Annotated in this window: 22 protein-coding genes and 1 tRNA gene; 8 read left to right on the top strand and 15 right to left on the bottom strand. The window is 71.5% G+C overall.

Going from position 1 to position 24,292, the window contains the following annotated elements:
- Positions 1–7: 7 nt before the first annotated feature.
- From ABZV42_RS21995 to ABZV42_RS21970, 6 genes are all read left to right on the top strand, one after another.
- A complete protein-coding gene (locus ABZV42_RS21995) occupies positions 8–655 on the top strand; it encodes an ABC transporter permease (protein ID WP_355980609.1) in 648 nt (215 codons plus the stop codon).
- The gene (locus ABZV42_RS21990) at positions 648–1,973 is read left to right on the top strand and encodes a betaine/proline/choline family ABC transporter ATP-binding protein (RefSeq protein ID WP_355980606.1); all 1,326 of its coding nucleotides are present in this window, start codon (positions 648–650) and stop codon (positions 1,971–1,973) included. The genes ABZV42_RS21995 and ABZV42_RS21990 overlap by 8 nt, the downstream gene beginning before the upstream one ends.
- Positions 1,974–2,023: 50 nt before the next feature.
- A complete protein-coding gene (locus ABZV42_RS21985; protein ID WP_355980899.1) occupies positions 2,024–2,839 on the top strand; it encodes an ABC transporter permease in 816 nt (271 codons plus the stop codon).
- Complete coding sequence (locus tag ABZV42_RS21980; protein WP_355980604.1) at positions 2,836–3,804, top strand: glycine betaine ABC transporter substrate-binding protein; 969 nt, start codon at positions 2,836–2,838, stop codon at positions 3,802–3,804. Before ABZV42_RS21985 ends, ABZV42_RS21980 begins: the two co-directional genes overlap by 4 nt.
- 114 nt (positions 3,805–3,918) lie before the next feature.
- Positions 3,919–4,554 (top strand): helix-turn-helix domain-containing protein, encoded by a 636-nt coding sequence (locus tag ABZV42_RS21975; RefSeq protein ID WP_355980602.1) that lies wholly within the window; start codon positions 3,919–3,921, stop codon positions 4,552–4,554.
- Between the two features lie 99 nt (positions 4,555–4,653).
- Positions 4,654–4,842, top strand: a complete 189-nt coding sequence (locus ABZV42_RS21970) for a hypothetical protein (RefSeq protein WP_355980600.1) — start codon at positions 4,654–4,656, stop codon at positions 4,840–4,842.
- A 38-nt stretch (positions 4,843–4,880) separates the two neighbouring features.
- On the opposite strand, the gene ABZV42_RS21965 is transcribed toward ABZV42_RS21970, so the two are convergent.
- The 6 genes from ABZV42_RS21965 to ABZV42_RS21940 all read right to left on the bottom strand — a co-directional run bounded on the left by ABZV42_RS21965 (position 4,881) and on the right by ABZV42_RS21940 (position 10,946).
- Complete coding sequence (locus ABZV42_RS21965; protein WP_356053199.1) at positions 4,881–5,669, bottom strand: S16 family serine protease; 789 nt, start codon at positions 5,667–5,669, stop codon at positions 4,881–4,883.
- Positions 5,670–5,736: 67 nt separating this feature from the next.
- The gene (locus tag ABZV42_RS21960) at positions 5,737–6,378 is read right to left on the bottom strand and encodes a helix-turn-helix domain-containing protein (RefSeq protein WP_355980595.1); all 642 of its coding nucleotides are present in this window, start codon (positions 6,376–6,378) and stop codon (positions 5,737–5,739) included.
- Positions 6,379–6,895: 517 nt separating this feature from the next.
- Positions 6,896–8,698: a DEAD/DEAH box helicase gene (locus tag ABZV42_RS21955; RefSeq protein ID WP_355980592.1), complete on the bottom strand. Its 1,803-nt coding sequence runs from the start codon at positions 8,696–8,698 to the stop codon at positions 6,896–6,898.
- Positions 8,699–8,862: 164 nt separating this feature from the next.
- On the bottom strand, positions 8,863–9,249 hold the full coding sequence (locus ABZV42_RS21950) for a type II toxin-antitoxin system death-on-curing family toxin (protein WP_355980589.1): 387 nt from the start codon (positions 9,247–9,249) through the stop codon (positions 8,863–8,865).
- Positions 9,250–9,447, bottom strand: a complete 198-nt coding sequence (locus tag ABZV42_RS21945) for an Arc family DNA-binding protein (protein ID WP_261708974.1) — start codon at positions 9,445–9,447, stop codon at positions 9,250–9,252.
- Positions 9,448–9,491: 44 nt separating this feature from the next.
- Positions 9,492–10,946 carry an MFS transporter gene (locus ABZV42_RS21940; protein ID WP_356053197.1) on the bottom strand — a complete coding sequence of 485 codons (1,455 nt, stop codon included), beginning with the start codon at positions 10,944–10,946 and terminating at the stop codon, positions 9,492–9,494.
- A 458-nt stretch (positions 10,947–11,404) separates the two neighbouring features.
- On the opposite strand from ABZV42_RS21940, the gene ABZV42_RS21935 reads away from it, so the two are divergent.
- Positions 11,405–11,476 (top strand) — tRNA-Cys (locus ABZV42_RS21935).
- A 271-nt stretch (positions 11,477–11,747) separates the two neighbouring features.
- Here the strand turns inward: ABZV42_RS21935 and ABZV42_RS21930 are convergent.
- The 8 genes from ABZV42_RS21930 to ABZV42_RS21895 form a co-directional block, all read right to left on the bottom strand.
- Positions 11,748–12,914, bottom strand: coding sequence for an SUKH-4 family immunity protein (locus tag ABZV42_RS21930; protein ID WP_355980583.1), 1,167 nt, complete (start codon positions 12,912–12,914; stop codon positions 11,748–11,750).
- 381 nt (positions 12,915–13,295) lie between these two features.
- On the bottom strand, positions 13,296–13,481 hold the full coding sequence (locus ABZV42_RS21925) for a hypothetical protein (protein ID WP_355980580.1): 186 nt from the start codon (positions 13,479–13,481) through the stop codon (positions 13,296–13,298).
- Positions 13,478–15,784 carry a molybdopterin cofactor-binding domain-containing protein gene (locus ABZV42_RS21920; RefSeq protein WP_355980578.1) on the bottom strand — a complete coding sequence of 769 codons (2,307 nt, stop codon included), beginning with the start codon at positions 15,782–15,784 and terminating at the stop codon, positions 13,478–13,480. Before ABZV42_RS21920 ends, ABZV42_RS21925 begins: the two co-directional genes overlap by 4 nt.
- Entirely contained in the window at positions 15,781–17,235 is a 1,455-nt protein-coding gene (locus ABZV42_RS21915; protein ID WP_355980576.1) for a 2Fe-2S iron-sulfur cluster-binding protein, read from the bottom strand. Before ABZV42_RS21915 ends, ABZV42_RS21920 begins: the two co-directional genes overlap by 4 nt.
- Positions 17,232–18,125 carry an FAD binding domain-containing protein gene (locus tag ABZV42_RS21910; RefSeq protein WP_356053195.1) on the bottom strand — a complete coding sequence of 298 codons (894 nt, stop codon included), beginning with the start codon at positions 18,123–18,125 and terminating at the stop codon, positions 17,232–17,234. The genes ABZV42_RS21915 and ABZV42_RS21910 overlap by 4 nt, the downstream gene beginning before the upstream one ends.
- Positions 18,126–18,405: 280 nt before the next feature.
- A complete protein-coding gene (locus tag ABZV42_RS21905; protein ID WP_356053193.1) occupies positions 18,406–20,058 on the bottom strand; it encodes a beta-N-acetylhexosaminidase in 1,653 nt (550 codons plus the stop codon).
- Positions 20,059–20,961: 903 nt separating this feature from the next.
- Positions 20,962–21,258: a DUF3039 domain-containing protein gene (locus ABZV42_RS21900; RefSeq protein ID WP_103554931.1), complete on the bottom strand. Its 297-nt coding sequence runs from the start codon at positions 21,256–21,258 to the stop codon at positions 20,962–20,964.
- A gap of 85 nt (positions 21,259–21,343) precedes the next feature.
- Positions 21,344–21,916, bottom strand: a complete 573-nt coding sequence (locus ABZV42_RS21895) for a YqgE/AlgH family protein (protein ID WP_328451933.1) — start codon at positions 21,914–21,916, stop codon at positions 21,344–21,346.
- Between the two features lie 281 nt (positions 21,917–22,197).
- Between ABZV42_RS21895 and murA the strand changes: the two genes are divergently transcribed.
- Entirely contained in the window at positions 22,198–23,538 is a 1,341-nt protein-coding gene (murA, locus tag ABZV42_RS21890) for a UDP-N-acetylglucosamine 1-carboxyvinyltransferase (RefSeq protein ID WP_328555266.1), read from the top strand.
- 121 nt (positions 23,539–23,659) lie between these two features.
- On the opposite strand, the gene ABZV42_RS21885 is transcribed toward murA, so the two are convergent.
- Positions 23,660–23,941: an HU family DNA-binding protein gene (locus ABZV42_RS21885; protein WP_037619258.1), complete on the bottom strand. Its 282-nt coding sequence runs from the start codon at positions 23,939–23,941 to the stop codon at positions 23,660–23,662.
- Between the last annotated feature and the right edge of the window lie 351 nt (positions 23,942–24,292).

Raw genomic sequence — 24,292 nt, 5'->3', positions numbered from 1 at the left:
AGCCGGCGTGAACTTCTGGCAGTACCTGAGCAGCCGGCACGAGCAGCTCCTCACGGACGCCTACCAACACGCCAGCGCGGTCTTCCAGTGCATGGTCGTGGCGACCTTCATCGGCGTGCTGATCGGCGTCGTCACCTACCGCACCGAGTGGGCGGGCAACCTCGCCACCACCACGACGTCCGCCATCCTGACCATTCCCTCGCTGGCCATGATCGGTCTGCTGATCCCGATCGTGGGCCTGGGCGTCCCGCCGACCGTGATCGCGCTGACGCTGTACGGGCTGCTGCCGATCGTGCGCAACTCGATCGTCGGCCTGCGCGGGGTCGATCCGGCGCTGGTCGACGCGGCCACAGGCATCGGCATGTCACGGACGGCCCGGCTGATGCGGGTCGAACTCCCGCTGGCCTGGCCGCCGATCCTGACCGGCATCCGGATCGCCACCCAGATGCTGATGGGCATCGCGGCCATCGCCGCCTACGCCTCCGGGCCCGGGCTCGGCAACGAGATCTTCCGCGGCATCAGCTCGCTGGGCAGCAAGAACGCGCTCAACCAGGTGCTCGCGGGCACGGTCGGGATCATCATCCTCGCGCTGCTCTTCGACGCCGCGTACGTCCTGCTCGGCAGGCTGACCATCCCGAGGGGGATCCGTGCCTGAGACCGCAGAGACCGCCGAGGGCCCCGCGGACGCCGAGGGCTCCGCGGGCACGGCAGGGAGCGCGCAGACCACGAGCGGGGGGACGTCCTCCACCACGGGCGCCACCATCGAGCTGGAGAACCTCACCAAGCGCTACCCCGGCAGCCGGGACGCCGCCGTCGACAGCGTCAACATGGAGATCAAGGCAGGTGAGCTCGTCGTCTTCGTCGGCCCTTCCGGGTGCGGCAAGTCGACCACCCTGAAGATGATCAACCGGCTGATCGAGCCGAGCGGCGGCCGTATCCGGATCGGCGGCGAGGACGTCACCGACATGGACCCGGTGAAGCTGCGCCGCAAGGTCGGCTACGCGATCCAGTCGTCCGGGCTCTTCCCGCACATGACGGTCGCCCAGAACATCGCCCTCGTGCCGAGGATGACCGGCTGGTCGAAGGCGCGGATCAAGGCGCGGGTCGAGGAGATGCTGGACCTGGTCGGGCTCGACCCCGGCGAGTTCCAGGGCCGCTATCCGCGCCAGCTCTCCGGCGGTCAGCAGCAGCGTGTGGGTGTGGCGCGGGCGCTGGCCGCGGACCCGCCGGTCCTGCTCATGGACGAGCCGTTCGGAGCGGTGGACCCGATCACCCGCGACCACCTCCAGGACGAGCTGATCCGGCTCCAGCACGAGCTGCACAAGACGATCGTGTTCGTGACGCACGACTTCGACGAGGCCATCAAGCTGGGCGACCGGATCGCGGTGCTGCGCGAGCACTCGCACATCGCGCAGTTCGACACCCCGGAGGCGATCCTCACCAACCCGGCCGACGACTTCGTGTCGGGGTTCGTGGGCGCGGGCGCCGCGCTGAAGCGGCTCAACCTCAGCCGGGTACGGGATGTGGAGATCACCGACTATCCGACGGTCACCGTCGACGATCCGCTCCAGGAGATCTTCGGCAAGCTGCGTTCCAGCGGTACGAACGAGATCCTGCTGCTCGACAGACGGGGCCGCCCCTACAAGTGGCTGCGGCGCGGCGATCTGATGCGGGCCAAGGGTTCGCTCGCTCGGGCGGGGACGCTGGTGCACGACACGGTGACCCGTGACGCCACCCTGCGGGACGCCCTGGAGGCGGTGCTCACCGACAACTCGGGCCGGGTCCCGGTCACCGGGCGGCGCGGGGAGTACACCGGGGTCGTCGACATGGAGACCCTCATGAACTCCGTGCACGAACTCCTGGAGGCCGACCGGCTCGAGGCCTTGGAGCACCAGCACGAACTGAAGGAGGCACGCGCCCATCAGACCCAGTTCGAGCAGGAGGGCGTCGACGAAGGGGAGGCGAAGGCGTGAGCACACCGCCCGCGTCCCGGCGTCCCGAGGGCGAGCACGAGGTCAAGGGGGTGGCCTTCCGCGACGACAGCGAGGGTGAGGGCACCGGCGAGCGGGAGGCGCCGCCGCCGGCTCCGACGGCCCCGAGGCGGCGGATCAGCTGGAAGAAGCTGACCTTCCTGCCGGCCGTCCTCATCGCTCTGCTGCTGGCCACCTGGATCTGGTTCCAGCAGGCCGACCTCGACGCGATCTCCCGGAACGCCCTGTCGAACGGCCAGGTGTCCAAGGCCCTGTGGCAGCACATCCAGCTGACCGTGATCTCCACGTTCTTCGTGCTGATCATCGCGATTCCGCTGGGGATCCTGCTGACCCGCAAGGCGTTCCGCAAGTTCACCCCGATCGCGATGACGTTCGCCAACATGGGGCAGGCGACCCCGGCGATCGGCCTGCTGGCCCTGCTCGTGATCTGGCTCGGCACCGGCGAGAAGTCGGCCCTGATCGGCATCACGATCTACGCGATCCTGCCGGTCCTGTCCAACACGATCACCGGTCTGAAGGGCAACGACCCGACCCTGCTGGAGGCGGCGCGCGGCATCGGCATGTCACCGCTGGGCGTGCTGACCCGGGTCGAACTGCCGCTGGCCGTACCGCTGATCCTCGCGGGCGTCCGTACGGCGCTGGTCCTGAACGTGGGCACCGCGACCCTCGCCACGTTCGGCGGAGGCGGCGGCCTCGGCGTCCTCATCACCACCGGCATCACCACCCAGCGCATGCCGGTCCTGGTCCTCGGCGCGATCCTCACCGTCGCCCTCGCGCTCCTTGTCGACTGGCTGGCGTCGCTGGCGGAACTGCTGCTGCGGCCGCGCGGTCTCGAGGTGGGGACATGAGGCGGGTGCGCGCCCACGCGGTGCTGGCCGCCGTCCTCGTCCTCGCCTCCGCGTGCGGGCTGACCAGCGGCTCCCCCATGACCGACAACGTCAAGCCGGGGACCATCGGGCAGGGCGAGCCCCTCAAGGGCGCGAACCTCACGGTGGCGTCGAAGGAGTTCACCGAGCAGCTGATCCTCGGCGCGATCATGGGCATCGCGTTCCAGGCGGCGGGCGCGAAGGTGGTCGACCGCACCGGCATCCAGGGGTCGATCGGCGCCCGCGAGGCCATCAAGAACGGTGACGCGGACGCCATGTACGAGTACACGGGCACGGCGTGGATCACGTATCTCGGCAACAGCGAGCCGATCCCGGACCCGCAGAAGCAGTGGCAGGCCGTGCACGACGCCGACCCGAAGAACGGGGTCACCTGGCTGCCGCCGTCCGCGCTCAACAACACCTACGCGCTCGCCATGAACCAGGCCAACTTCAAGAAGTACGGCACGACCACGCTGTCCGGCGTGGCCGCGCTGTCGAAGTCGGACCCGAGCGCCGTCACCCTGTGCGTGGAGAGCGAGTTCGCCAACCGGGCCGACGGACTGCCGGGCATGGAGAAGGCGTACGGGATGGACATCCCCGCGAAGAACATCACGCAGATGGACACCGGGATCATCTACACCCAGGTGGCGAAGGGGAGTTGTACGTACGGGGAGGTGTTCACCACCGACGGGCGCATCAAGTCGATGAACCTGGAGGTGATGAAGGACGACAAGAAGTTCTTCCCCAACTACAACGCGGCCCCGGTGATCAACTCCAAGGCCCTGAAGAAGTATCCGCAGATCGCCCAGGTCATCGAGCCGGTGACGAAGAAGCTGAACAACACGGTGGCGCAGGACCTGAACGCGAAGGTGGACGTACAGGGCCAGGACCCGCACGAGGTGGCGCTGGACTGGATGACGCAGGAGGGCTTCGTCAAGCAGGACTGATCCGGGGTGACCCGGGCTGGCCGGGCTGACCCGGCCGACCCGATGGCGTGATCCAAAGAAGTGGTTGCAAAGAAATAGTTGCAAGGATTTCTTTGCAACGCTATGTTTGTACACATGACGGACCAGCCCCCGCTTCCCCCTGAGGCCCCGCTCCCGCCGGAGCCGCCCCTGCCGCCCGAACCTCCACAGCACCACCGCCTCGACGCCCGCTCGCTGCGCGGGATCGCGCATCCGCTGCGCATGGAACTGCTGAGCAGCCTGCGCCAGAGGGGGCCGGCCACCGCGTCGATGCTCGCCGAGCGGCTGGGCGAGTCCAGCGGGGCGACCAGCTACCACCTGCGCCAGCTCGCCGCGCACGGTTTCGTCGAGGACGCCCCGGAGCGGGGCAAGGGGCGAGAGCGGTGGTGGCAGGCGGTCCACCAGGGGCTGGACTTCGGCGAGGACCTGCTCAGCGACCCTGACCCGGCGGTGCGCGGAGCCGCCGACATGTTCCTGCACGAGGTGGCCAGTACCCACGCCCGTGAGCTGTCGACCTGGCTCGGCACCCGCGGTGACTGGGGGGACGGATGGACCCCCGCCACCGACATGAGCGACTTCACGATGCGGCTGACCCCGGCGCAGTCCAAGGAACTCATCCGGAAGATGCACGACCTGCTCGACAGCTACCGCGCCCTCGAACGTCCCGAGGACGACCACGAGGCGGAGCAAGTGCGCTTCCACACGCACGTGTTCCCGCAGTCCTCGGACTGATTCGCCCGATCCGGGCCGGCCCCAACCGGCCGGCCCGCCCGAAGGCGCTCGACTCGCACGATCACCCAGGCTCGATCACACCGACGAGAGGTCATTCCGATGCATCCCGAGACCCACCTCCAGTTGCAGCACGTTCGCGCCGCCGACCTGCGTGCGGAAGCGGACGCGTACCGGCTCGGCGCCGAGGCCGTGAGTCCCCGCCGGCTGCGTGCCCGCGTCGGCTGGACGCTGGTGGAGGTCGGCCTGCGGCTGGCCTCCGCGCCGAGGACGGCCGTCGCCGCCTTCTGACGGGCGGCGCCGCCCCGGCCGACAGACCTGCCGCGGCACTAGCAGCTCGGAACCGAGCCCTTGTCCTTCTCCAGGGACACCAGCGCGTTCACCGCTCCGTCGAGGTCCGTCACCGGGACGAGCCGGAGATTCTTCGGCAGCTCCGCCTTGGCGTCCGAGCACTCCGCCTTCGGAACCAGGAACACGGTCGCGCCGTCACGGTGGGCCGCCTGTGTCTTGAGGCTGACACCGCCGACCGCACCGACCTTGCCGTCGGCGTCGATCGTCCCCGTACCCGCGACGACCCGGCCGCCCGTGAGGTCGCCGCCGCTGCCGTCGCCGTCCAGCTTGTCGATGATCCCGAGCGAGAAGAGCAGTCCGGCGCTCGGTCCGCCGACGTCGGCGAGCTTGAGCGTGACCTTCACGTCGCCCTTCTCGTGCAGATACCCCAGGGCCGCCTCGGTGGCGCTGTCCTGGGACTGCTTCATCTCGTTCGCGTTGTGCTGCTCGATCTCCTTGACGCTGCCGCCGCCCGGGTAGACCGAGTCACGGGGCATCACGGCCTTGTCGGTGGCGAACCAGGCGCTGAGCACATCACCGAGGGAGACACTCGCCTCCGGGCCGGTGGCCTCGATCGTCGTCATCCGGAGCTGGCCGCTGGTGTTCCGGGTGGGCGCACCGGTGATGGTGATCACCGGGTCGCCCTTGTTCTCGCCGAGGACGTTGGCCGTCAGGCCGGGCTGCGCCAGGGAGAACGGCAGCGGCGCGAACACCGCCGTGGCGAGCAGAGCCACGACGGGGAGGGCGCAGACAGCGACGGCTTTGGGGCGCGTGAGGCGAGAGAGCACGGGGTCAATCTAACGTCACCGCCCGGCGGAACCTCCGTACAGGTCCCACGGTCCAGATCCGGTCCCGTCAGCGCAGGGCGTCCGCCACCTCTCGGGCCGCGTCGACCACGCGCGGGCCGACCCGCTCCGGTACGGCGTCGGCCAGCATCACCACGCCCACGCTGCCCTCGACCCCCGTCACCCCGATCAGCGCCGCCGCGGCCCCGCAGGCGCCCGCCTCCAGTTCGCCGTGGGTGAGCGTGTATCCGGGCTCCCCCACCGGCGCCTGCCGGGCGGCGAGGATCGCGCGGCCGGCGGCACCCCGGTCCAGGGCGTGCCGGAACCCGGCGCGGTAGGCCACGTGATAGTCCGTCCACGTCGGTTCGACGACCGCGACGGCGAGCGCCTCCGTCCCGTCGACCAGCGTCAGATGGGCTGTCGCCCCTATGTCCTCGGCGAGCGCTCGCAGTGCGGGCAGCGCGGCCTCCCGTACCAGCGGGTGCACTTGGCGGCCCAGGCGCAGCACACCGAGCCCGACCCGGGCACGGCCGCCCAGATCGCGGCGTACGAGAGCGTGCTGCTCCAGGGTGGCGAGCAACCGGTACACCACGGTCCGGTTGACGCCCAGTTTGTTCGAGAGTTCGGTGACGGTCAGCCCGTGATCGGTGTCGGCGAGCAGCTTGAGGACACGCAGTCCCCGGTCGAGCGTCTGAGAGGTCTCCGCGGTCACGACGCCCACTCCTTAGTGGTGAGGTCGACGGCCCCTTCACGGCGGGTGCGCCACCGAGTCCCGTCGGCGACGCGCTTCAGAGGCCGCCGGTCGGCAGGCGCCCCGGGCTCTTCCCGGGCCGCAGTCGCTTCACGGCTGCGCTCCGCGGCGGCGCTGCCACGGGGCGTGTGCGTAGCGGGACAGTAGCGAGCCGGTCCGCTCAGCGGAAGCCTCCGTCCAGAATCCGGGCACCCCCTGGTGCGAACTGATTCCGTTTGTCCCAGAACGCGGGGCGCGCACCACTCGGCGTACACCGCCCGTGCACGCAGCGCACGGGCCGCGGCGCACGCCTGTCCGGACACAACACGCCCCCTCGATACGGTTTTCCGCACTCGGCGCCAGGGGTTCCGGATACCGCCGGCCGCGGAGGTCACCGGTTCCCCATGTCACTGCGATCACTCCGAGGAAGGGACGCCCCGGGCATGTGCCCCGGTTCCCCGCGGACGCCGTCGCGTCCGCGGACGCCGTCGCCCGGACGTCATCGCATCCGGGTGGCCCACTCCTGGACCTTGGTGATCCGCTGCCGGAGCTGCCCGGCCGTGGCCTCCGCGCTCGGCGGGCCGCCGCACACGCGGCGCAGCTCGGTGTGGATCACGCCGTGCGGCTTGCCGCTCTGGTGGACGTACGCGCCGACCATGGTGTTGAGCTGCTTGCGCAGTTCCAGCATCTCCTTGTGGGAGACCACGGGGCGCCGCTCGGCGGGCAGTTCGAGGAGGTCCGCCTCCTCGTCCGGCTTCTTGCGGCTGTGCGCGATCTGCCGGGCCTGGCGCTTCTGGAGCAGCAGCTGGACCTGGTCGGGTTCGAGGAGCCCGGGGATGCCGAGGTAGTCCTGCTCCTCCGCGCTTCCGGGGTGGGCCTGCATGCCGAACTCGGCGCCGTCGTACAGGACCCGGTCGAAGACGGCCTCGGACTCCAGCGCCTCGAAGGAGAACTGCTCCTGCTCGCCGGTGTCCTCGTCCTGCTCCTTGTTCGCCTCCTCCATCTCCTTCTCGGACTCGGCGTAGGGGTCCTCCTCGCCCTCCTTCTTCGGCTTGTCGAGGGCGTGGTCGCGCTCGACCTCCATCTCGTTGGCGAAGGTGAGGAGGTCCGGGATGGTCGGCAGGAACACGGACGCCGTCTCGCCGCGCCTGCGGGACCGTACGAAACGGCCGACGGCCTGGGCGAAGAAGAGGGGGGTCGAGATGGTGGTGGCGTACACGCCGACGGCCAGGCGGGGCACGTCGACGCCCTCGGACACCATGCGGACGGCGACCATCCAGCGGTCGTTGCTCGCCGCGAAGTCGTCGATCCGCTTCGAGGCGCCGGTGTCGTCGGACAGGACGACGGTCGCCTTGGTGCCGGTGATCTCGCGGATCAGCTTGGCGTAGGCACGGGCCGAGTCCTGGTCGGCGGCGATGACGAGGGCCCCCGCGTCCGGGATGCCCTTGCGCACCTCGGTGAGGCGCTGGTCGGCGGCGCGCAGCACGCTCGGCATCCATTCGCCGCGCGGGTCGAGCGCGGTGCGCCAGGCCTGGCTGATGGCGTCCTTGGTCATCGGCTCGCCGAGCCGGGCGGCGATCTCGTCGCCCGCCTTGGTGCGCCAGCGCATGTTGCCGCTGTAGGAGAGGAAGATGACGGGCCGCACGACGTGGTCGGCCAGCGCGTTGCCGTAGCCGTACGTGTAGTCGGCCGAGGACCGCCGGATGCCGTCGTTGCCCTCTTCGTACGTCACGAAGGGGATGGGGTTGGTGTCGGAACGGAACGGCGTACCCGTGAGCGCGAGCCGGCGGGTGGCGGGCTCGAACGCCTCCAGGCAGGCCTCGCCCCACGACTTGCTGTCACCGGCGTGGTGGATCTCGTCGAGGATGACGAGGGTCTTGCGCTGCTCGGAGCGGTTGCGGTGGAGCATGGGGCGCACCCCGACACCGGCGTACGTCACGGCGACGCCGTGGTACTCCTTGCTGAGGGGTCCGGCGCTGTACTCGGGATCGAGCTTGATCCCTATCCGCGCGGCCGCCTCGGCCCACTGCTTCTTCAGGTGCTCGGTCGGCGCGACGACGGTCACCTGCTGCACGACATGGTGGTGCAGCAGCCAGGACGCGAGGGTCAGTGCGAACGTCGTCTTGCCGGCGCCAGGGGTGGCTACGGCGAGGAAGTCGCGCGGCTGCTCCTGGACGTACCTCTCCATCGCCCCCTGCTGCCAGGCACGCAGCTTGTTGGCGGTGCCCCAGGGGGCTCGTCCGGGGAAGGCGGGCGAGAGATGGTGGGTGTGCGAGGAGGCGCTGGCGGCGGTGGTAGTCACGGTCTCCGGTCTGGGTGTCGATTGGGAGCGTCCGGGGCCGCGTGCGGCGCGTCGGATGGGACGCGCGGGCGGCTGGGCTACGTATGACAACCGGGCCACCCTACCGGCGCCCGGCTGACGACGATGTGCGTACCGGGCCGGGGCGGCGATGGATGGGACTGAGGTCACATGGCCTCGTGCAGCGCCCTCAAGCGCGATGCGATGAGGGCCACATCCGCCAGATGTCCGGCCGCCACCTCGATGACGAGCTTATAGGCCTCGTCCTGGTCGACGTCGAGCATCTCGGTGCCGTTGAAGTCGAGGAAGACGACGGTGCACATCCACGCCATGCGCTTGTTGCCGTCCACCAGGGGGTGGTTCGCGGCAAGCGACTGGAACAGCGCAGCGGCCTTCTCGAAGGGGTCGGTGTACGCCTCGATGCCGAACATCTGCGACTGCGGACGGTGCAGTGCCGAGCTGAGCAGACCCAGGTCACGCACAGCAACCGGCGTCCGCTCCCCGCACGCCAGTTCCGCGAGGTCCAGGGCCTCCTGAACCGTGAGGTACTTCATCTACTCCCCCAGCCTCCGCAGCAGGTCGGCCTGGCCCGTCGCGTACTTGGCCCCGAGACGGCGAACCGTGGCACGGTCCGCCTCCTGCTCCAGATACCGGTCGATCGCCTGAAGCACTACGGCGTGCATACTGCGCCCCTCTTCCTCGGCTCGCAGCTTGAGCGCCTCCTGCTGGTCGTCGCGCAGACGAAGGTTCATAGCCATACCGCGACGGTACCGGAAGTGGGGTCAAAGCAGTACCACTATCGCTCCCGCAGCCGGGTCGTCACCCAGGCCCCCAGCAGCGCCACCCCTGCCATCGGCAGGAACACCGCGGCGAACGCGGCCGGGTGGGAGTTGTGGGCGGCGGATGCCGTGGCCGTGGCCGCGTCGGCCAGCGCGCCGCCGCCCAGGGCCGCGAAGGCGGCGCCGCCGACGGCGAGCAGCAGCACGTTGGACAGGGCGTCGGAGATCTGGAGGGCGGCCGAGTTGGCGCCGGCCTCCTCGGGGGCCGAGAGCTGGAGCAGCAGCACGCTGGTCGAGGCGATCACCAGGCCCATCCCGAAGCAGCCGAACGCCCAGGCGACGGCGAGGGTCCACACCGGCACGGCGGGGATCAGCACACTCGGCGCGGCGACGACGGCTGCCGCGACCAGCAGCATGCCCAGGTACATCAGGCGTTCCCGGTACGGCTCCACGCGCGGCCGCGCCTGCACCCAGGAGCCCAGGGCCCAGGTCCCGCCGCCGGCCGCGAGGGAGAGCCCGGCGAGCGTCGGGGACAGCCCTCTCTGGGTGACCAGCATCAGCGGCACGAAGGACTCGGCGGCGATGAAGGCACCGGCGGAGACCCCGCGCAGCAGCACCACGGACGGCAGTCCGCGCGCCGCCCGGCAGGTGCCGCGGGGCAGCAGCCCGCGTACGGCCGGAACGAGCAGGGCGGCACCGGTCGCGGCGGGTACGAGGGAGAGCGGGCGAAGGTCCTGGGCGGCGTACTGGAGCAGCCCCGCGCCCAGCGCGATCCCGAAGGCGAGCCGGATGCGCCGGCGGTCCAGCGGCGGGCGGCCGGCGGTCCTGGCGGGCCCGGACGCCCGCCTGCGTATCTGCGGCAGCGCGAGCGCGAGCGGAACGCCGACCAGCGCCGGAATCCCGATGAACACCCAGCGCCAGCCGAGATGCTCGGTGACCGCGCCCGCGGCGAGCGGTCCGACCACGGACGGCACCACCCAGGCCGCCGCGAACGCCGCCATGATCGCGGGGCGCAGCCGCTGTGGGTAGGCCCTCCCGACGACGACGTAGAGCGCGACGATGACGAGTCCTCCGCCGAGCCCCTGGACGGCGCGCCCGAGGATGAACGTCCACATGCCGCCGGCCGTCCCGGACAGCAGCAGCCCGGCGGCGAACGCGCCGATGCCCGAGGCGAGCGAGGTCAGCGGCCCGTCGCGGTCGGACAACTGCCCGGCGAGCACCATCCCGAACAGGCTCGTCGTGAAGTAGCTGGAGAACGCGAACGCGTACAGGGCGACCCCGTCGAGCTCCCGCGCGGCGACGGGCATCGCCGTTCCGACGGCCGTCGCCTCGAACGCGATGACCAGCACCACGGACACGATCCCGATGGTGAGCGCGCGGTAGGCCCGGCTCAGTACCCCGCCCGCGCCGTCCCCCGCGGCCCCGCCCTCGGGGGGAACGGTCACGACCTCGCCCACTTCCACTGCTGTCATGCCGGTCAGCGTAAGGTGCGCAGTCTTCCTTGACTCCTGTCGATAGACGGTGATCAAGCAGTCCTTTGGACCTAGGACCTGTCGTTTGGATCAGTTCGCAGACGCGGGGTCTGGCACGCACATCTGCCGCGTTGTCGTCGGTCGCCAACGCTCCGCGTTGACTCCCTCCTCCGCCTTGCAGCTGCACGCACCAGACCCTGCTCACCGGAACAGACCAGTCCCGTCGATGCCCTGCAACCTGATCCAAACAACAGGCCCAGTACCACTTCCCCGGCAGCCCGCCGGTTTCGTGACAGCCTCCGCGGACGACTTCGCGGACGGCCTTCGTCAACGGCCTTCGTGAACGGCGTGTGGCAGTCGCGTTGCGGCCGCCCCGGAACCCTTGAGCCCGCTGCCGCACCCCGCCTACGGTCGTCCCATCAGGTTCGGAACGAGTGAGCCGTGCCGCACCTGAGAACGGCCGTGTGCCCGAGTGGTTCAGGGGCTCGACTGCAACTCGAGTTACGTGGGTTCGAATCCCGCCACGGCCTCAACTGCCTGAACAGGCACGGCAGTCGGAAAGGGCGGCACCCCCGGGGTGCCGCCCTTTCCGATGATGGTCAGCCGGTGTTCGTCGTCGGCGCGCGGATCTCGCTGTACGGCGAGTAGTCGCCCGCCTCGTCGTAGGAGCGGGCGCGGTACCAGGGGGTCGGTGAAGGCACGGGCCGTGGTCGTGGCGACCTTGGCCCACGTGCCGGAGCAGACGAGGCGCCGGTAGAGCCGGTGCCCGTGGACCCGCGGGTACGGCGTTTGCGCGTGGGCCTACGCGTACAGCGTTCCGCCCGCCCGGTTCTCGAATATCTCCGGCCAGTGGCGGCGGCCGTCGTCGCCCGGCAGGGACGGGGTCCGGTCGCAGGCGGTGGGGTCGACGGTGGCGAGGGTCTGGGTCAGGGTGGCGGCGAGCTGTCCGTAGGAGTCGCTGAGGTGATGGGCCGCGTCGACGGCCTTCTCGCGGTGGAGGAGCCAGAGGGTGAACGCCAGCGTGGAGATGTCCGCGTTGAGCGGGCGCAGGGTGAGGTCGGGCTCGCTCCAGGCGAGAACGGCGCCCGTGGTGCCGTCCAGCACCAGGCTCGTGTCCTCCAGGAGATGGCCGAGGCGTATCAGGCGGTCGGCGGAGGCCGGGAGCAGGCCGGCGGAGAACTCCTCGGGGCGCTCGTCCGCGTAGTACTCGGTGAGGGCCGGCAGCGGCACCTCGGTGTCCAGCTGGAACAGGAAGCCGTCCTCGGGCAGGCCCGACTCCCGCAGGAAGCGGCGGGTCGGCTCGTGCGTCAGGGCGGGCGGGAAGTCGACGTCCTCGAAGCGCATGATCCCGCCCGCTCCGAACTCCTCGTCGAGCAGCCGCTTCGGGAGCCCGAGGACGAGTCCTTCACCGGGCCCGGCGATCCGCGCGAGCGGGCGGATCAGAGCGGCCATCCGCCAGTACGGCGGCACGTCCTCGCCCGCGGCGTCCGCGAAGACGGCGCTCAGCCGGTCCGTCACGTGCGCGACCGCCTTCGGGCCGAACGGCCCGGGACGGCCACGGGACAGGGTCAGCTCCTCGGTGGCCGCCGCGAAGCTCAGCAGGGCGTCCAGGGAGGGCGCCAGGGGCGCGAGGTCCAGCTGGACGGGGTCCGGCCGGACGTACGCCGAGGAGACCTCGCCCGTCGTCCCGTCCAGCAGGATCGACTCCAGGTCCCGGTCGAGGCTGCGCAGCGCCCCGATGACGAGATGGTCGCGCAGTTCCTCGGCGAGTTTGTCGGCGTCGCCCGCCAGGTCGGCGACCGTGCGCAGGCCGTGCTCCCGCAGGGCCCCGAACCCGAGCAGCTCGCTGCCGCAGGGCAGCCCCGGGCCGGTGAGCCGGTCCCGGGTGCCCGCGTGCGTGACGAACGGATCCAGCTCGTCGACGGTCAGTGTGATCACGCCGCCGATCTCGGTGTCAGTCGTACTCATGGCTCCCCCGCGCATGTGAACGCTCCGTGCTTCCCCCGAAAGGGAACGGCCGGTGGTTCCACGGCAGTTCCCCGTCGATCCAGAACCATACGCCGCCCCACTGACAACGCCGAAGAGGCGCGGGAACAGTCTGTGCGCGGAAGGAGAACCTCGGGGGACGGGTCGCCCACGGCGCGGGAACGGCGTCGGGACGGCGTGGAAACCGTCGGAATCCGGCCGTCCGCGGTGGCGTACGACGGGTCGGCGGCCGGGTCGGGCGACGGACCCTGTGACCGGTCTGGCGGCGGACCCGGTGACCGGTGACCTGTCAGGCGGCGGACCCTGTGGCCGGTCGGGGCGAGCCGCGTGCCGGGCCGCGCGGTGCGGGTCCGGCGGCGGTCGTCAGGTGAAGTAGACGCCGCCCAGGACGACGACCACGGCCGCCAGCACGAACAGCAGCACCCAGATCAGCAGCTTGCCCACGCTGGGCGGGGGTTCGTAGCGCGGCTGCCCGTCCTCGGCGCCGGGGAGCGAGGGGTCGAAGCCGTGCTGCGAGGGTTCGCCGGCCGCCGGCTCCGGCGCGCTCACGGGGCCGTCACCACGGCCGCCTGCGGGCGGATCGGCAGCCGGTTGACCGGCCGTCCGGTGGCCGCCCGTACGGCGGAGGCGATGGCCGCCGGCGAGGTCACCACCGGCACCGCGCTGGCCGCCTTGGCGCCGAAGGGGGCGACGACGTCGCGCTCCTCGACCAGCTTGACGATGTGGATGTCGGGCGCGTCCAGGGCGGTCGGCAGGGCGTAGCCGGTGAGGTCCGGGTGGCGGACGACGCCGCGGTTGGTCCGCAGGTTCTCGCTCAGCGCGGCGCCCACCCCCTGGGTGACGCCCGCCTCGATCCGGGCTCTCAGCTGGGCCGGGTTGAGGATCCGGCCGACGTCCTGGGCGAGCGCCAGTTCCACGACGCGTACCGAGCCCAGTTCGATGTCGACGTCCACCACCGCGCGGATGGCGCAGAACGCGAGGCCCACGAAGGCGTCGCCCTGGCCGGCCTCGTCCAGCGGTTCGGTCGGGTGCGGGCGGCACTGCGCGGTCGCCCACAGCTCCTTGCCGTCCATCGCCTCCGTGACCGTGGTCGAGAGCACTCCGTCGTACGACGTGATCTTGCCGTCGGTGATCTGGAGCAGCTCGGTGGACATGCCGAACTTGTGCGCCAGGGGCTGGAGCAACTGTGTGCGGACCATCTTGGCCGCGCGCTCCACCGCTCCGCCTGACACCCAGGTGTGCCGTCCCCGGCAGCTCGGACCGGCCGGCGGCTGGTCGGTGTCGACCGGGGCCACGTGCACCTCGTCGATGCCGAGGGTCTCCTGGACGATCTGCCGGGCCAGCGTGGTGAAGCCCTGGCCGGTCTCCACGGCCGCGCAGAGCACGGTGGCGATGCCGTCGTGGACCTTCACGGTGGCCGTCGAGACCTCGTCGGCGCCCTCGGCGCCGAGCATGTGCACCATGCCGAGGCCGTAGCCGACACCGCGGCGCACGGCACCGGGTTCGCCCGCGCCCTCGGGGCCGCCCGGCAGGAGCCACTCGTCCTCGGGCGTGTCCTTGGGCAGGGCGGGCAGCGGATAGTCGCGTACGGCCTGGAGCAGCTCGGCGACGGGCGCCGGGCAGGTCACCGTCTGGCCGGTCGGCAGGACGTCGCCGGTGGCCAGGACGTTGCGCAGGCGCAGTTCGGCGGGGTCGACGCCCAGTTTCTTCGCCAGCTTGTCCATCTGGGCCTCGTAGGCGGCGCACACCTGGAGGGCGCCCTCGCCGCGCACATGGCCCGAGGGCGGATTGTTGGTGCGCACGGCCCAGCCCTCGATGAAGGCGTTCGGGACGACGTACGGGCCGCAGGCGAAGGAGACCGCGGCGGCGAGGGACTCGCCGGAGGTGTCGGCGTAGGCGCCCGCGTCGAGCAGGATCTGTGCCTCGACCTTGACCAGCGTGCCGTCGGCGTCGGCGTGGTGCCGGTAGCGCAGCAGGGTCGGGTGCCGGTGGGCGTGGCCGAGGAAGGACTCCTCGCGCGTGGCGGTGAGCTTCACCGGGCAGCCGGTCTTCAGGGCGAGCAGGCCGAGGGCGAGCTGGAAGCCCTGGTCCTCGCGGTCGGCGGTGGCTCCGGGGACGCCGGTGACGACGACCTTCACGCGCGCGGGTTCGAGGCCGTAGCAGGCGGCGGCCGCGTCGCGGTCGCTGTGCGGGTCGGTGGAGGCGATGTAGAGCTCGACTCCGCCGTCGGGGCGGGGCACGGCGAGTCCGGCCTCGGCGCCGATGGGGGCGGGGTCCTGGCGGCCGATGCGGTACAGGCCCTCGACGACGACCTCGCCGACAGCGTCCGGGTCGCCGTGGCGCAGCGGGATGTGCCGGATCAGGTTGCCGTCGGGGTGCAGCGGTTCGGCCTCGAAGGCGTACTCCGGGTCGGTGACCGGTTCGAGCACCTCGTACTCGACGATGACGGCGGCGGCGGCCATCCGCGCGGTGTCCGGGTGGTCGGCTGCGACGGCCGCGATGGGCTCGCCGTGGTGGCGTACGACGTCGGAGGCGAACACCGGGCGGTCGGCTCTGCCGCGGCCGTGCAGCGGGGTGCCGGGCACGTCCTCGTGCGTGATGACGGCGCGTACGCCGGGCATCTCGCGCGCGTGGCTGGTGTCGATGGAAAGGATGCGGGCGTGCGGGTGGGGCGAGCGCAGGACCGCGGCCCACAGCAGGCCCTCGGCCCACAGGTCGGCGGCGTAGGGGAACGTGCCCTCGGTCTTGGCGCGGTCCTCGGCGGCGGGCAGCGAGACGCCCAGCCCGTGCGGCAGGGGCTCGGGGCCCGCCTCGGGCGCCGCCGGTGTCGCGGTCGCGGCTTGGTTGGTCACGCCTGGCCTCCGTCCTGGCCGTACGGCTGTTCGTGCTGTGCCGGTGAACCGTAGGCGGCGCCGTCCTCGTACGCGGACGGGTGGATGCCGCCGGCGCCGGGGCCGGCCTGGTGCGGGATGCGGGCCTCGTCCGCCCCGGGGGCGGCCTCGGCCGCGGCGGCGGAGTGCGCCTCGCGTTCGGCGACGACCTCGCGCACGGCGTCCAGGACGCCGCGGTAGCCGGAGCAGCGGCACAGGTTGCCGCACAGGGCCTGGCGGGTCTCCAGCTCGCTCGGCGCGGGGTTGCCCTCCAGCAGGTCGTGGAGGGTCATCGCCATGCCGGGGACGCAGAAACCGCACTGCACCGCGCCGCACTTGGCGAGGGCCCGCTGTACGTCGGAGGGCTGTCCGTCGGCGGCCAGGCCCTCGACGGTGCGTACGTCGCTGCCGGCGGCGGTGACGCCGGGTACCAGGCAGGACGCCACGAGCCGGCCGTCCACCTGGATGTTGCAGGCGCCGCACTCGCCCTGCGAGCAGCCGTCCTTGGCGCCCGCGAGGCCGAGCCGCTCGCGCAGCACGTAGAGCAGCGACTCGCCGATCCAGGCGTCGGTGACGGGCCGGTCGGCGCCGTTGACGCGCAGGGTGTAGGAGGCGAGGGGGTGTTCGTCGTGCGGGGCCGGGGTCAGGAGGTCCGCGTCCGGCGTCTCGTCGCCGGTCGCGGCGGCCTCGTGAGCCGGATCCGGCTCGGGCGCCTCGTGCGCCCCCGTCGTCTCCGGCTCGGGGCCGGCGGCGGTCTCGGAGGGCTCGCGGGCGGGCTGTACGGGGTACTGGGCGGCCTGCGCGGGCGTTTGGGCCCCGCCTGGCCCCGCCGGCCCGGCGGGGGCCTCAGTGGCCGTTTCGTGCACGTCGGCGGTCCAGGACTGCCCGATCTCGCCGGCCCAGGGCGCGGCCGCGCCGCCGGGAAGCGTGGCGGGCGGTGTGCCACCCCACTGCTCGACGAGCGCGGAGGTGGTGAACTCGCCCGATTCGTCCGGAAGATCGCCTCCGGCCACCGGGATCGACCACTGCCCGGTCACATCGTGTCCGGGGCCCTGGCCCTGTCCGGCGCCGTCGTCGAACTGCCACTGCCCGGTGGACCCGGGCGTGTACGTGAACCGGTCGTCGCGGGCGCCCGCTCCGGGCTGTTGTGCGGTGTCGGGATCCGGCCACTGCCCGTTGCCGCCCTGACCGGCCCAGGTTCCGCCGTGACCCTGGTCCGCCCCGGCGGGCGGGGCGGGTGTCACGGTGATCTGCGGGGGCACATAGCCGTGTCCGGGCGCCGCGAGCGGCTCCCGGGCGGCGAGGAGGGCCTCGATGCCTCCCTCGGGGAGTTTGACGAAGGCGGTGGCTCCGTCGTCGTAGTCGCCCTGGGGCAGCGGGTCCCAGCGGCTCCGGCCGCGCGAAGCACCCTCTTGGTGCTGGTCGTCGGTCACGACAGTGCCCTTCCAAGTGCTCGTCGGGCCAGCGCGGCGACGGTGCGCCGCAGGTGCAGTACGGCGGGCGGAAGCGGTGTGAGGGTTCCGTCCTCGGCGGGGACGGGGTCCGGGATGCAGGCCGCGGCGACGTACTCGCCGAACGCGGCCAGCGCCTCCGGGACGATCGCGCGGTTGTTGTCCCAGTCGATCAGCTGGGCCACCCAGGCCTCGGCGTCCAGGGGCCGCAGCGGCATCGGCGCTATGGCGCCCACGGCGCAGCGCACGCCCCGCCTGGCCGGGTCGAGGACGACGGCGACGGAGGCGATGGCGCGCCCGGGTCCGGTGCGGCCGGTGGCCTTCAGGAAGACCTGCGGGGCGTGCAGCAGCGGCACGCGCACGTAGCCGATGAGCTCTCCGCCGCGGAGCATGTCCACGCCGGCGAGCAGGTGCGACACGGGGATCTCGCGGCGGGCTCCGCCCTGTCCCGCGATGATCAGCGTGGCTTCCAGGGCGGCCAGCACGGGCAGCGCGTCGCCCGTGGGGGCGGCCGAGGCCACGTTGCCGCCGAGGGTGCCGGCGTTGCGGATCTGCGGCGGTCCCGACGCCCGGGCGGCGGCGGCGAGCGCCGGGATGAGGGCGGCGAAGTCGGGGCGGCCCATGCGGGCGTGCGTGAGGCCGGCGCCGAGCAGGGCGTGGCCGTCCTGGTACTGCCAGCCGCGGATCTCGCTGATCCGGCCGAGGCCGACGAGCGCGGCCGGCCTCAGCTGTCCGGAGTTGACCGCGGCCATCAGGTCCGTGCCGCCTGCGACCGGAACGGCCGTGGGCATGGCTGACAGTGCCGCCACCGCCTCGTCCAGCGAGACGGGCAGCGTCACGGCCTGCGCCGTCTGCGGTGCGTGCGTGGTCAAACCGGTTGCCCCTTCCCGCTGCCCCACCTGGTCCCACCTGTGCTGCCGTACGGTACGTGCTGACAGGGCGGACGTGGCAACTCTGGCACATCTTCCCGGTCCCTCGACGCGGGGGTCCGCTAGGAGGCATTCGCCCGCCTCACCAGGGAGATGGCAGGTTTTCGCACGGCATCACCGATGGAAGCCCATTGTCACTCTTCGGTGACCCTTGGGGGCCTTTTTCCTTGTGGTGCAACGGCTCGGGGGCGTCGTTACCGGAGCCGGGCGACCGTGAGCGGTCTCACACGTTCGGGGGCGCCCCCTCGATCGGGCGTCCGAGCACCCCGGGCCGCCGCTGCCAGGGCCTCGGCCCCGAGGGCGCCCGGTAGGCCACGCCGAGGGCGTCGAGCCGGCCGTAGTGCGCGCCCATCCGCCGCTCGAAGCCGGCGAAGTCCCGTTCCGCGGGGGCCGGCAGCCGGCTCCAGGCGACCTCGGCGAAGGCGGCGAGCCTCGGGAACGCCTGGTAGTCCACGCGCGTGTGGTCCTCCATCACCTCGGTCCACACGTTGGCCTGCGTGCCGAGCACGTGCCGCGCCTCCGCCTCGGTGAGCTGCGGCGGAACCGGCTCGAAGCGGTAGACGTCCTCCAGGGTGCGCACGTACGCGATCGGCACCGGCTCGTCCTCGCCCGCGGCCTGACGGTAGTCCAGGTACACGTGCTGCTCCGGGCACATGACGACGTCGTGGCCCGCGCGCGCGGCCGTGACGCCGCCCTGGTAGCCGCGCCACGACGACACCGCGGCGCCCGGCGCGAGGCCGCCCTCCAGGATCTCGTCCCAGCCGATCAGCCGACGCCCGCGCGCGGACAGCCAGTTGTCGAAGTGCCGGATGAACCAGGCCTGGAGCCCGTCCTCGTCGGCGAGCCCGAGTTCCCTGATGCGCGCCTGGGCCGTGGCCGACTCCTTCCACTGGTCCTTGGCGCACTCGTCGCCGCCGATGTGGAAGAAACCGGAGAACTCCGGGAAGCGGGCGGGGTCCGCCGGGAACAGGTCGAGGAGTTCCTCGAAGACCCCTTCGTAGAAGCGCAGGGTGTTGTCAGTGGGGGCGAGTACGTTTTTGGAGACGCCCCAGTTGTCCCAGACGGTCAGGGAGGTCGTGTCGATGACGTCGGTGTTGCCCAGTTCCGGATACGCGGCGATGGCCGCCTGCGAGTGGCCGGGGATGTCGATTTCGGGGACGACGGCGATATGCCGCTCGGCCGCGTACGCGACGATCTCCCGGATGTCGTCCTGGGTGTAGAAGCCCCCGTGCGGCTTCTCGTCCCACAGCGGCGAGGCCCGGTGGCCGAATTTGGTGCGCGCCCGCCAGGAACCGATCTCCGTCAGCCTCGGGTAGCGGTTGATCTGAACACGCCATCCCTGATCGTCGGTGAGATGGAAGTGGAAGACGTTGAGCTTGTGCGCGGCGAGCAGATCGAGGTAGCGCAGGACGCCTTCCTTCGGCATGAAGTGCCGGGAGACATCGAGCATCAGGCCGCGCCAGCGGAATCGGGGCGCGTCCTCGATGGTGCCGTGCTCGATTTCGTACGCCGTCCGCCGATGGATCGGGGCACGGCGGAAAGCGTCGGGGCCGAGGAGTTGACGCAGTGTCTGGGCGCCCCAGAAGACCCCGGCCGCGTCGCCGCCGCGGATCTCGACGCCGTCGCCGCCGACGCCGAGCCGGTACACCTCCGGTCCCAGGGTGTCGTCGAGGAGCAGGCGTACGGCGCGCAGGGCGTCCTGCGGCCCAGGTCGCAGCGGTAGCCGGAGTGCGGCGCCGAGCACCGAGGTGAGCCACCGGCCGGTGGTCTCCGTCCCGGGCGCGGCCCACAGGACGGTGTCCGCGTCCAGCGTGAACCGCCCGTGCGCGGCGCCTTCGACGGCGAGGGGGGCGGGAATCAGGCCCGTATCCATCATGTCCATCCGTCCTTCAGTCCTTTACCGCCACCGGGGCCGGAGACGAGTCGCTGGGGTTCGCGTACATAGAAGACCGGCACGTGAATCGTCGTCACCTGGGAGACGGCCCGGGAGACGGCCGCCGTACCGTCCGGTCGGGCTCCTGGGCTCGCGCCCGTCGAGCACTTCCCGGCGGCTTCGGTCCGGAGGAAGGCGGACGGCAAAGGGATCCGCCGGAGAAATCGGGTTCGGTTCGCTCCGCCGGGTTCGCGGCCGCCTTCCGCTCGTTCACGGCCGCCTTCCGCTCGTTCGCGGCGGCGTCGGTGAAACCGCTTGGCGGCGCGGCCGTGAAGGGCCGTGAGAAGGCCGTGTGCAGCGGGGGCGGGGAAGCGGGCGCGTTCGGCCGGCCGAAGTCCCCCGGGAAGGCGGAGAGAGGTTCGCCCGAGCCCCCGCGTGCGTCGCCCCGTAGGCCGGGCACTCGATCGGCGGGGCCGCCCGGAATCGGAAGCGGAATGGTCCGGGCGCCGCCGCGCGGAGAAATCCGATGGGCGCGGCGACGACCGCGAAGCGGTCCACCACGAGAAGGGGTCCAAGGAACCGGCGGCCGAATTCCCGCCGCCCCGGGAAGCGCGGGAATGAGGCGTGGGGCCGATCGGGGGCACCGGGCTTCATCGGGCGTCCTCCAGGCAGGGCGTGTTGCGGTGTGCGCAATGGCGGTTCCGCATCGCACAACACTGCCGAGGCTATGGAGTACGCGAGCCCGGCCACAAGAGGTCTACACCACTCTGTGATCACGGGACCGCTGTGAAAAACGGGCCCCCGGTCCCGGCCCCGCACGCGACACGGCCGCGGCGCCCCTCGCCGGGGGCGTCGCGGCCGTGGTCGTTCCGTGCGGCGTACCGCGTCGGGGACCGAGTCCCGGCGCTACTTCTTGTCGCCGCCCTTGCCCTGGTCGCCACCGGCGCCCATGGACTCGAAGATCTCCTTGCACATGGGACACACGGGATACTTCTTCGGGTCACGGCCCGGCACCCACACCTTGCCGCACAGCGCCACCACGGGCGTGCCGTCCAGCGCGCTCGCCATGATCTTGTCCTTCTGGACGTAATGGGCGAAGCGCTCGTGGTCCCCGTCGCCGTGCGACACCTGCGGCGTCGGCTCTACGAGGGTCCCCGTCCCCGTGCCTCGCTGGGGCTGGGTCTCAGGCTCAAGAGTGCTCATGAAGCCAAGGGTACTGGGGCCAGGACCCATCAGTTGAGGGAAGGGTCACGCGCTCCCGGCGGAGGGACCGGGGCCGGTGCGCCGGTCAGTTGAGGGACGGGTCGTCCGGGTACGTGGCCACCATCGCCAGTTCACTGCGCTGACGGCGCAGGACCTCGCGCCACAGGCGTTCCGGCGACGGCGAGGAGACGTCCCCCGGTTCGGACTCGACGACGTACCAGGCGCCGTCGACCAGTTCGTTCTCCAGCTGACCCGGTCCCCAGCCCGCGTATCCGGCGAAGATGCGCAGGGAGCCGAGGGCCGACGCCAGAAGCTCGGGCGGGGCCTCCAGGTCGACCAGACCGATCGCGCCGTGCACCCGCCGCCAGCCGAGCGGCGCGCGCTCCCCCGCCATGCCGCCCGGGATGACCGCCACCCCGAGCGCGGAGTCCAGCGAGACGGGGCCACCCTGGAAGACGACACCGGGCTCCCCGGCCAGACCGGCCCAGTTCTCCAGGATGTCGCCGACACCCACCGGGGTCGGACGGTTGAGGACGACACCTAGGGAGCCCTCCTCGTCGTGGTCGAGGAGCAGCACCACCGCACGGTCGAAGTTCGGGTCCGCCAGGGCGGGCGTGGCCACGAGCAGCCGCCCTGTGAGCGAGGACACCTCGGTCATGCCAGACATGATCCCGCACATTCCCTTCATGTGGGGAGCCAATGCGCGTTCGGGAGTGAATGCAGCTCACGGCGCAACGAAGCGTTGACCGCGCACACCCGGGAGGGTGACCCCGCGTGCCCGGACCGGAACCGCTCGTGTTGTGGCCAAGCCATGACCCAGCTGAGTCCTGCTCGGGCTTACTGCGCCGGGGTGGGTGGCCATTACCCTTGCTGTTCGGCTCCCGTACGACCGGCCTGCCGACGACCCACGCCTGCCCAACTCATCGGAACGCGAGATACATGACCGTCAACGACGATGTCCTGCTTGTCCATGGCGGAACCCCGCTTGAGGGCGAGATCCGTGTCCGCGGTGCGAAGAACCTCGTACCGAAGGCCATGGTCGCCGCCCTGCTGGGCAGCGGGCCGAGCCGGCTGCGCAATGTCCCCGACATCCGCGACGTCCGTGTCGTACGCGGGCTGCTGCAATTGCACGGTGTGACCGTCCGTCCGGGTGAGGAGCCCGGTGAGCTGATCCTCGATCCCTCGCACGTCGAGAGCGCGAACGTCGCCGACATCGACGCCCACGCGGGCTCGTCGCGCATCCCGATCCTCTTCTGCGGCCCACTGCTGCACCGCCTCGGCCACGCCTTCATCCCGGGCCTCGGCGGCTGCGACATCGGCGGCCGGCCGATCGACTTCCACTTCGAGGTGCTGCGCCAGTTCGGCGCGAAGATCGAGAAGCGGGAGGACGGCCAGTACCTGGAGGCCCCGCAGCGGCTGCGCGGCACCAAGATCCAGCTGCCGTACCCGTCCGTGGGCGCGACCGAGCAGGTCCTGCTGACCGCCGTCCTCGCGGAAGGTGTCACGGAGCTCTCGAACGCGGCCGTGGAGCCGGAGATCGAGGACCTGATCTGCGTCCTTCAGAAGATGGGCGCCATCATCGCGATGGACACCGACCGGACGATCCGCATCACCGGTGTGGACTCGCTCGGCGGTTACACCCACGCGGCCCTCCCGGACCGCCTGGAGGCCGCCTCCTGGGCTTCCGCGGCGCTGGCGACCGAGGGGAACATCTACGTCCGCGGCGCCCAGCAGCGCTCGATGATGACGTTCCTGAACACCTACCGCAAGGTGGGCGGTGCCTTCGAGATCGACGACGAGGGCATCCGCTTCTGGCACCCGGGCTCGCAGCTCAAGTCCATCGCGCTGGAGACGGACGTCCACCCCGGCTTCCAGACGGACTGGCAGCAGCCGCTGGTCGTGGCCCTGACGCAGGCAACCGGCCTGTCGATCATCCACGAGACGGTGTACGAGTCCCGGCTCGGCTTCACGTCCGCGCTGAACCAGATGGGCGCGCACATCCAGCTCTACCGCGAGTGCCTCGGCGGCTCCAACTGCCGCTTCGGCCAGCGCAACTTCCTGCACTCCGCGGTCGTTTCGGGCCCGACGAAGCTCCAGGGCGCCGACCTGGTCATCCCCGACCTGCGCGGCGGCTTCTCGTACCTGATCGCGGCGCTGGCGGCGCAGGGCACGTCCCGCGTCCACGGCATCGAACTCATCAACCGCGGCTACGAGAACTTCATGGAGAAGCTCGTCGAGCTGGGCGCGAAGGTCGAACTGCCGGGCAAGGCGCTGGGCTAGACACCGCGCCGGACGTACGTACGACGATGGGGCGGCCCCCCTGAAAGGGGCCGCCCCATTGGCGTTGCTGTGCCTTGTACGTTCCCGCGTCCCGCGTCCGTGGGAACGTACCGGCGCCGGGCTAGTTGCCCTTGGCGGCTTCCTTGAGCTTGCTGCCCGCGGAGACCTTCACGCTGAAGCCGGCCGGGATCTGGATCGGGTCGCCGGTCTGCGGGTTGCGCGCGGTGCGAGCGGCACGGTGGGTGCGCTCGAAGGTCAGGAAGCCGGGGATGGTCACCTTCTCGTCGCCCTTGGCGACGATCTCGCCGACGGTCTCGGCGAAAGCGGCCAGAACGGCGTCGGCGTCCTTGCGAGTCACCTCGGCGCGGTCGGCCAGCGCGGCCACCAGCTCACTGCGGTTCATGTCTTTACTCCCGTGTTCTTCTTGCTGTTGAGGCGTGCCACGCGGCGGAGCCGCATATCGGGCACAGTGAAGCCGATGCTGCCAGGGTCCTCGGTCGGCTCCCGGACCCGGGTCCGTGGCCAGACCGTCGCGCCCGAAGACGCATCCTGCCCCCACCTGCGGCGGGAAAGCCAATCCGGCACCCCTGGGAGTCACACGAACACCCTTGGGGGTCACACGAAGAGGCCCCTGCGAGGCCTGAGCCTGGCCGCCACCCTAGAGGCGGCCACAGGCCCCGCGTTCCGCGACGCGCCGGGTTCCGGACGGTCGTGGCGCCCGTCACAGACGGAAGGGCGGCCGGTTCGGCGCGGG

This window comes from Streptomyces sp. NPDC005281 (assembly GCF_040607495.1).
Classification (GTDB): Bacteria; Actinomycetota; Actinomycetes; order Streptomycetales; family Streptomycetaceae; genus Streptomyces.
Note: the sequence above shows the minus strand (reverse complement) of the source record. Positions and strands in the feature narration are given on the sequence as shown.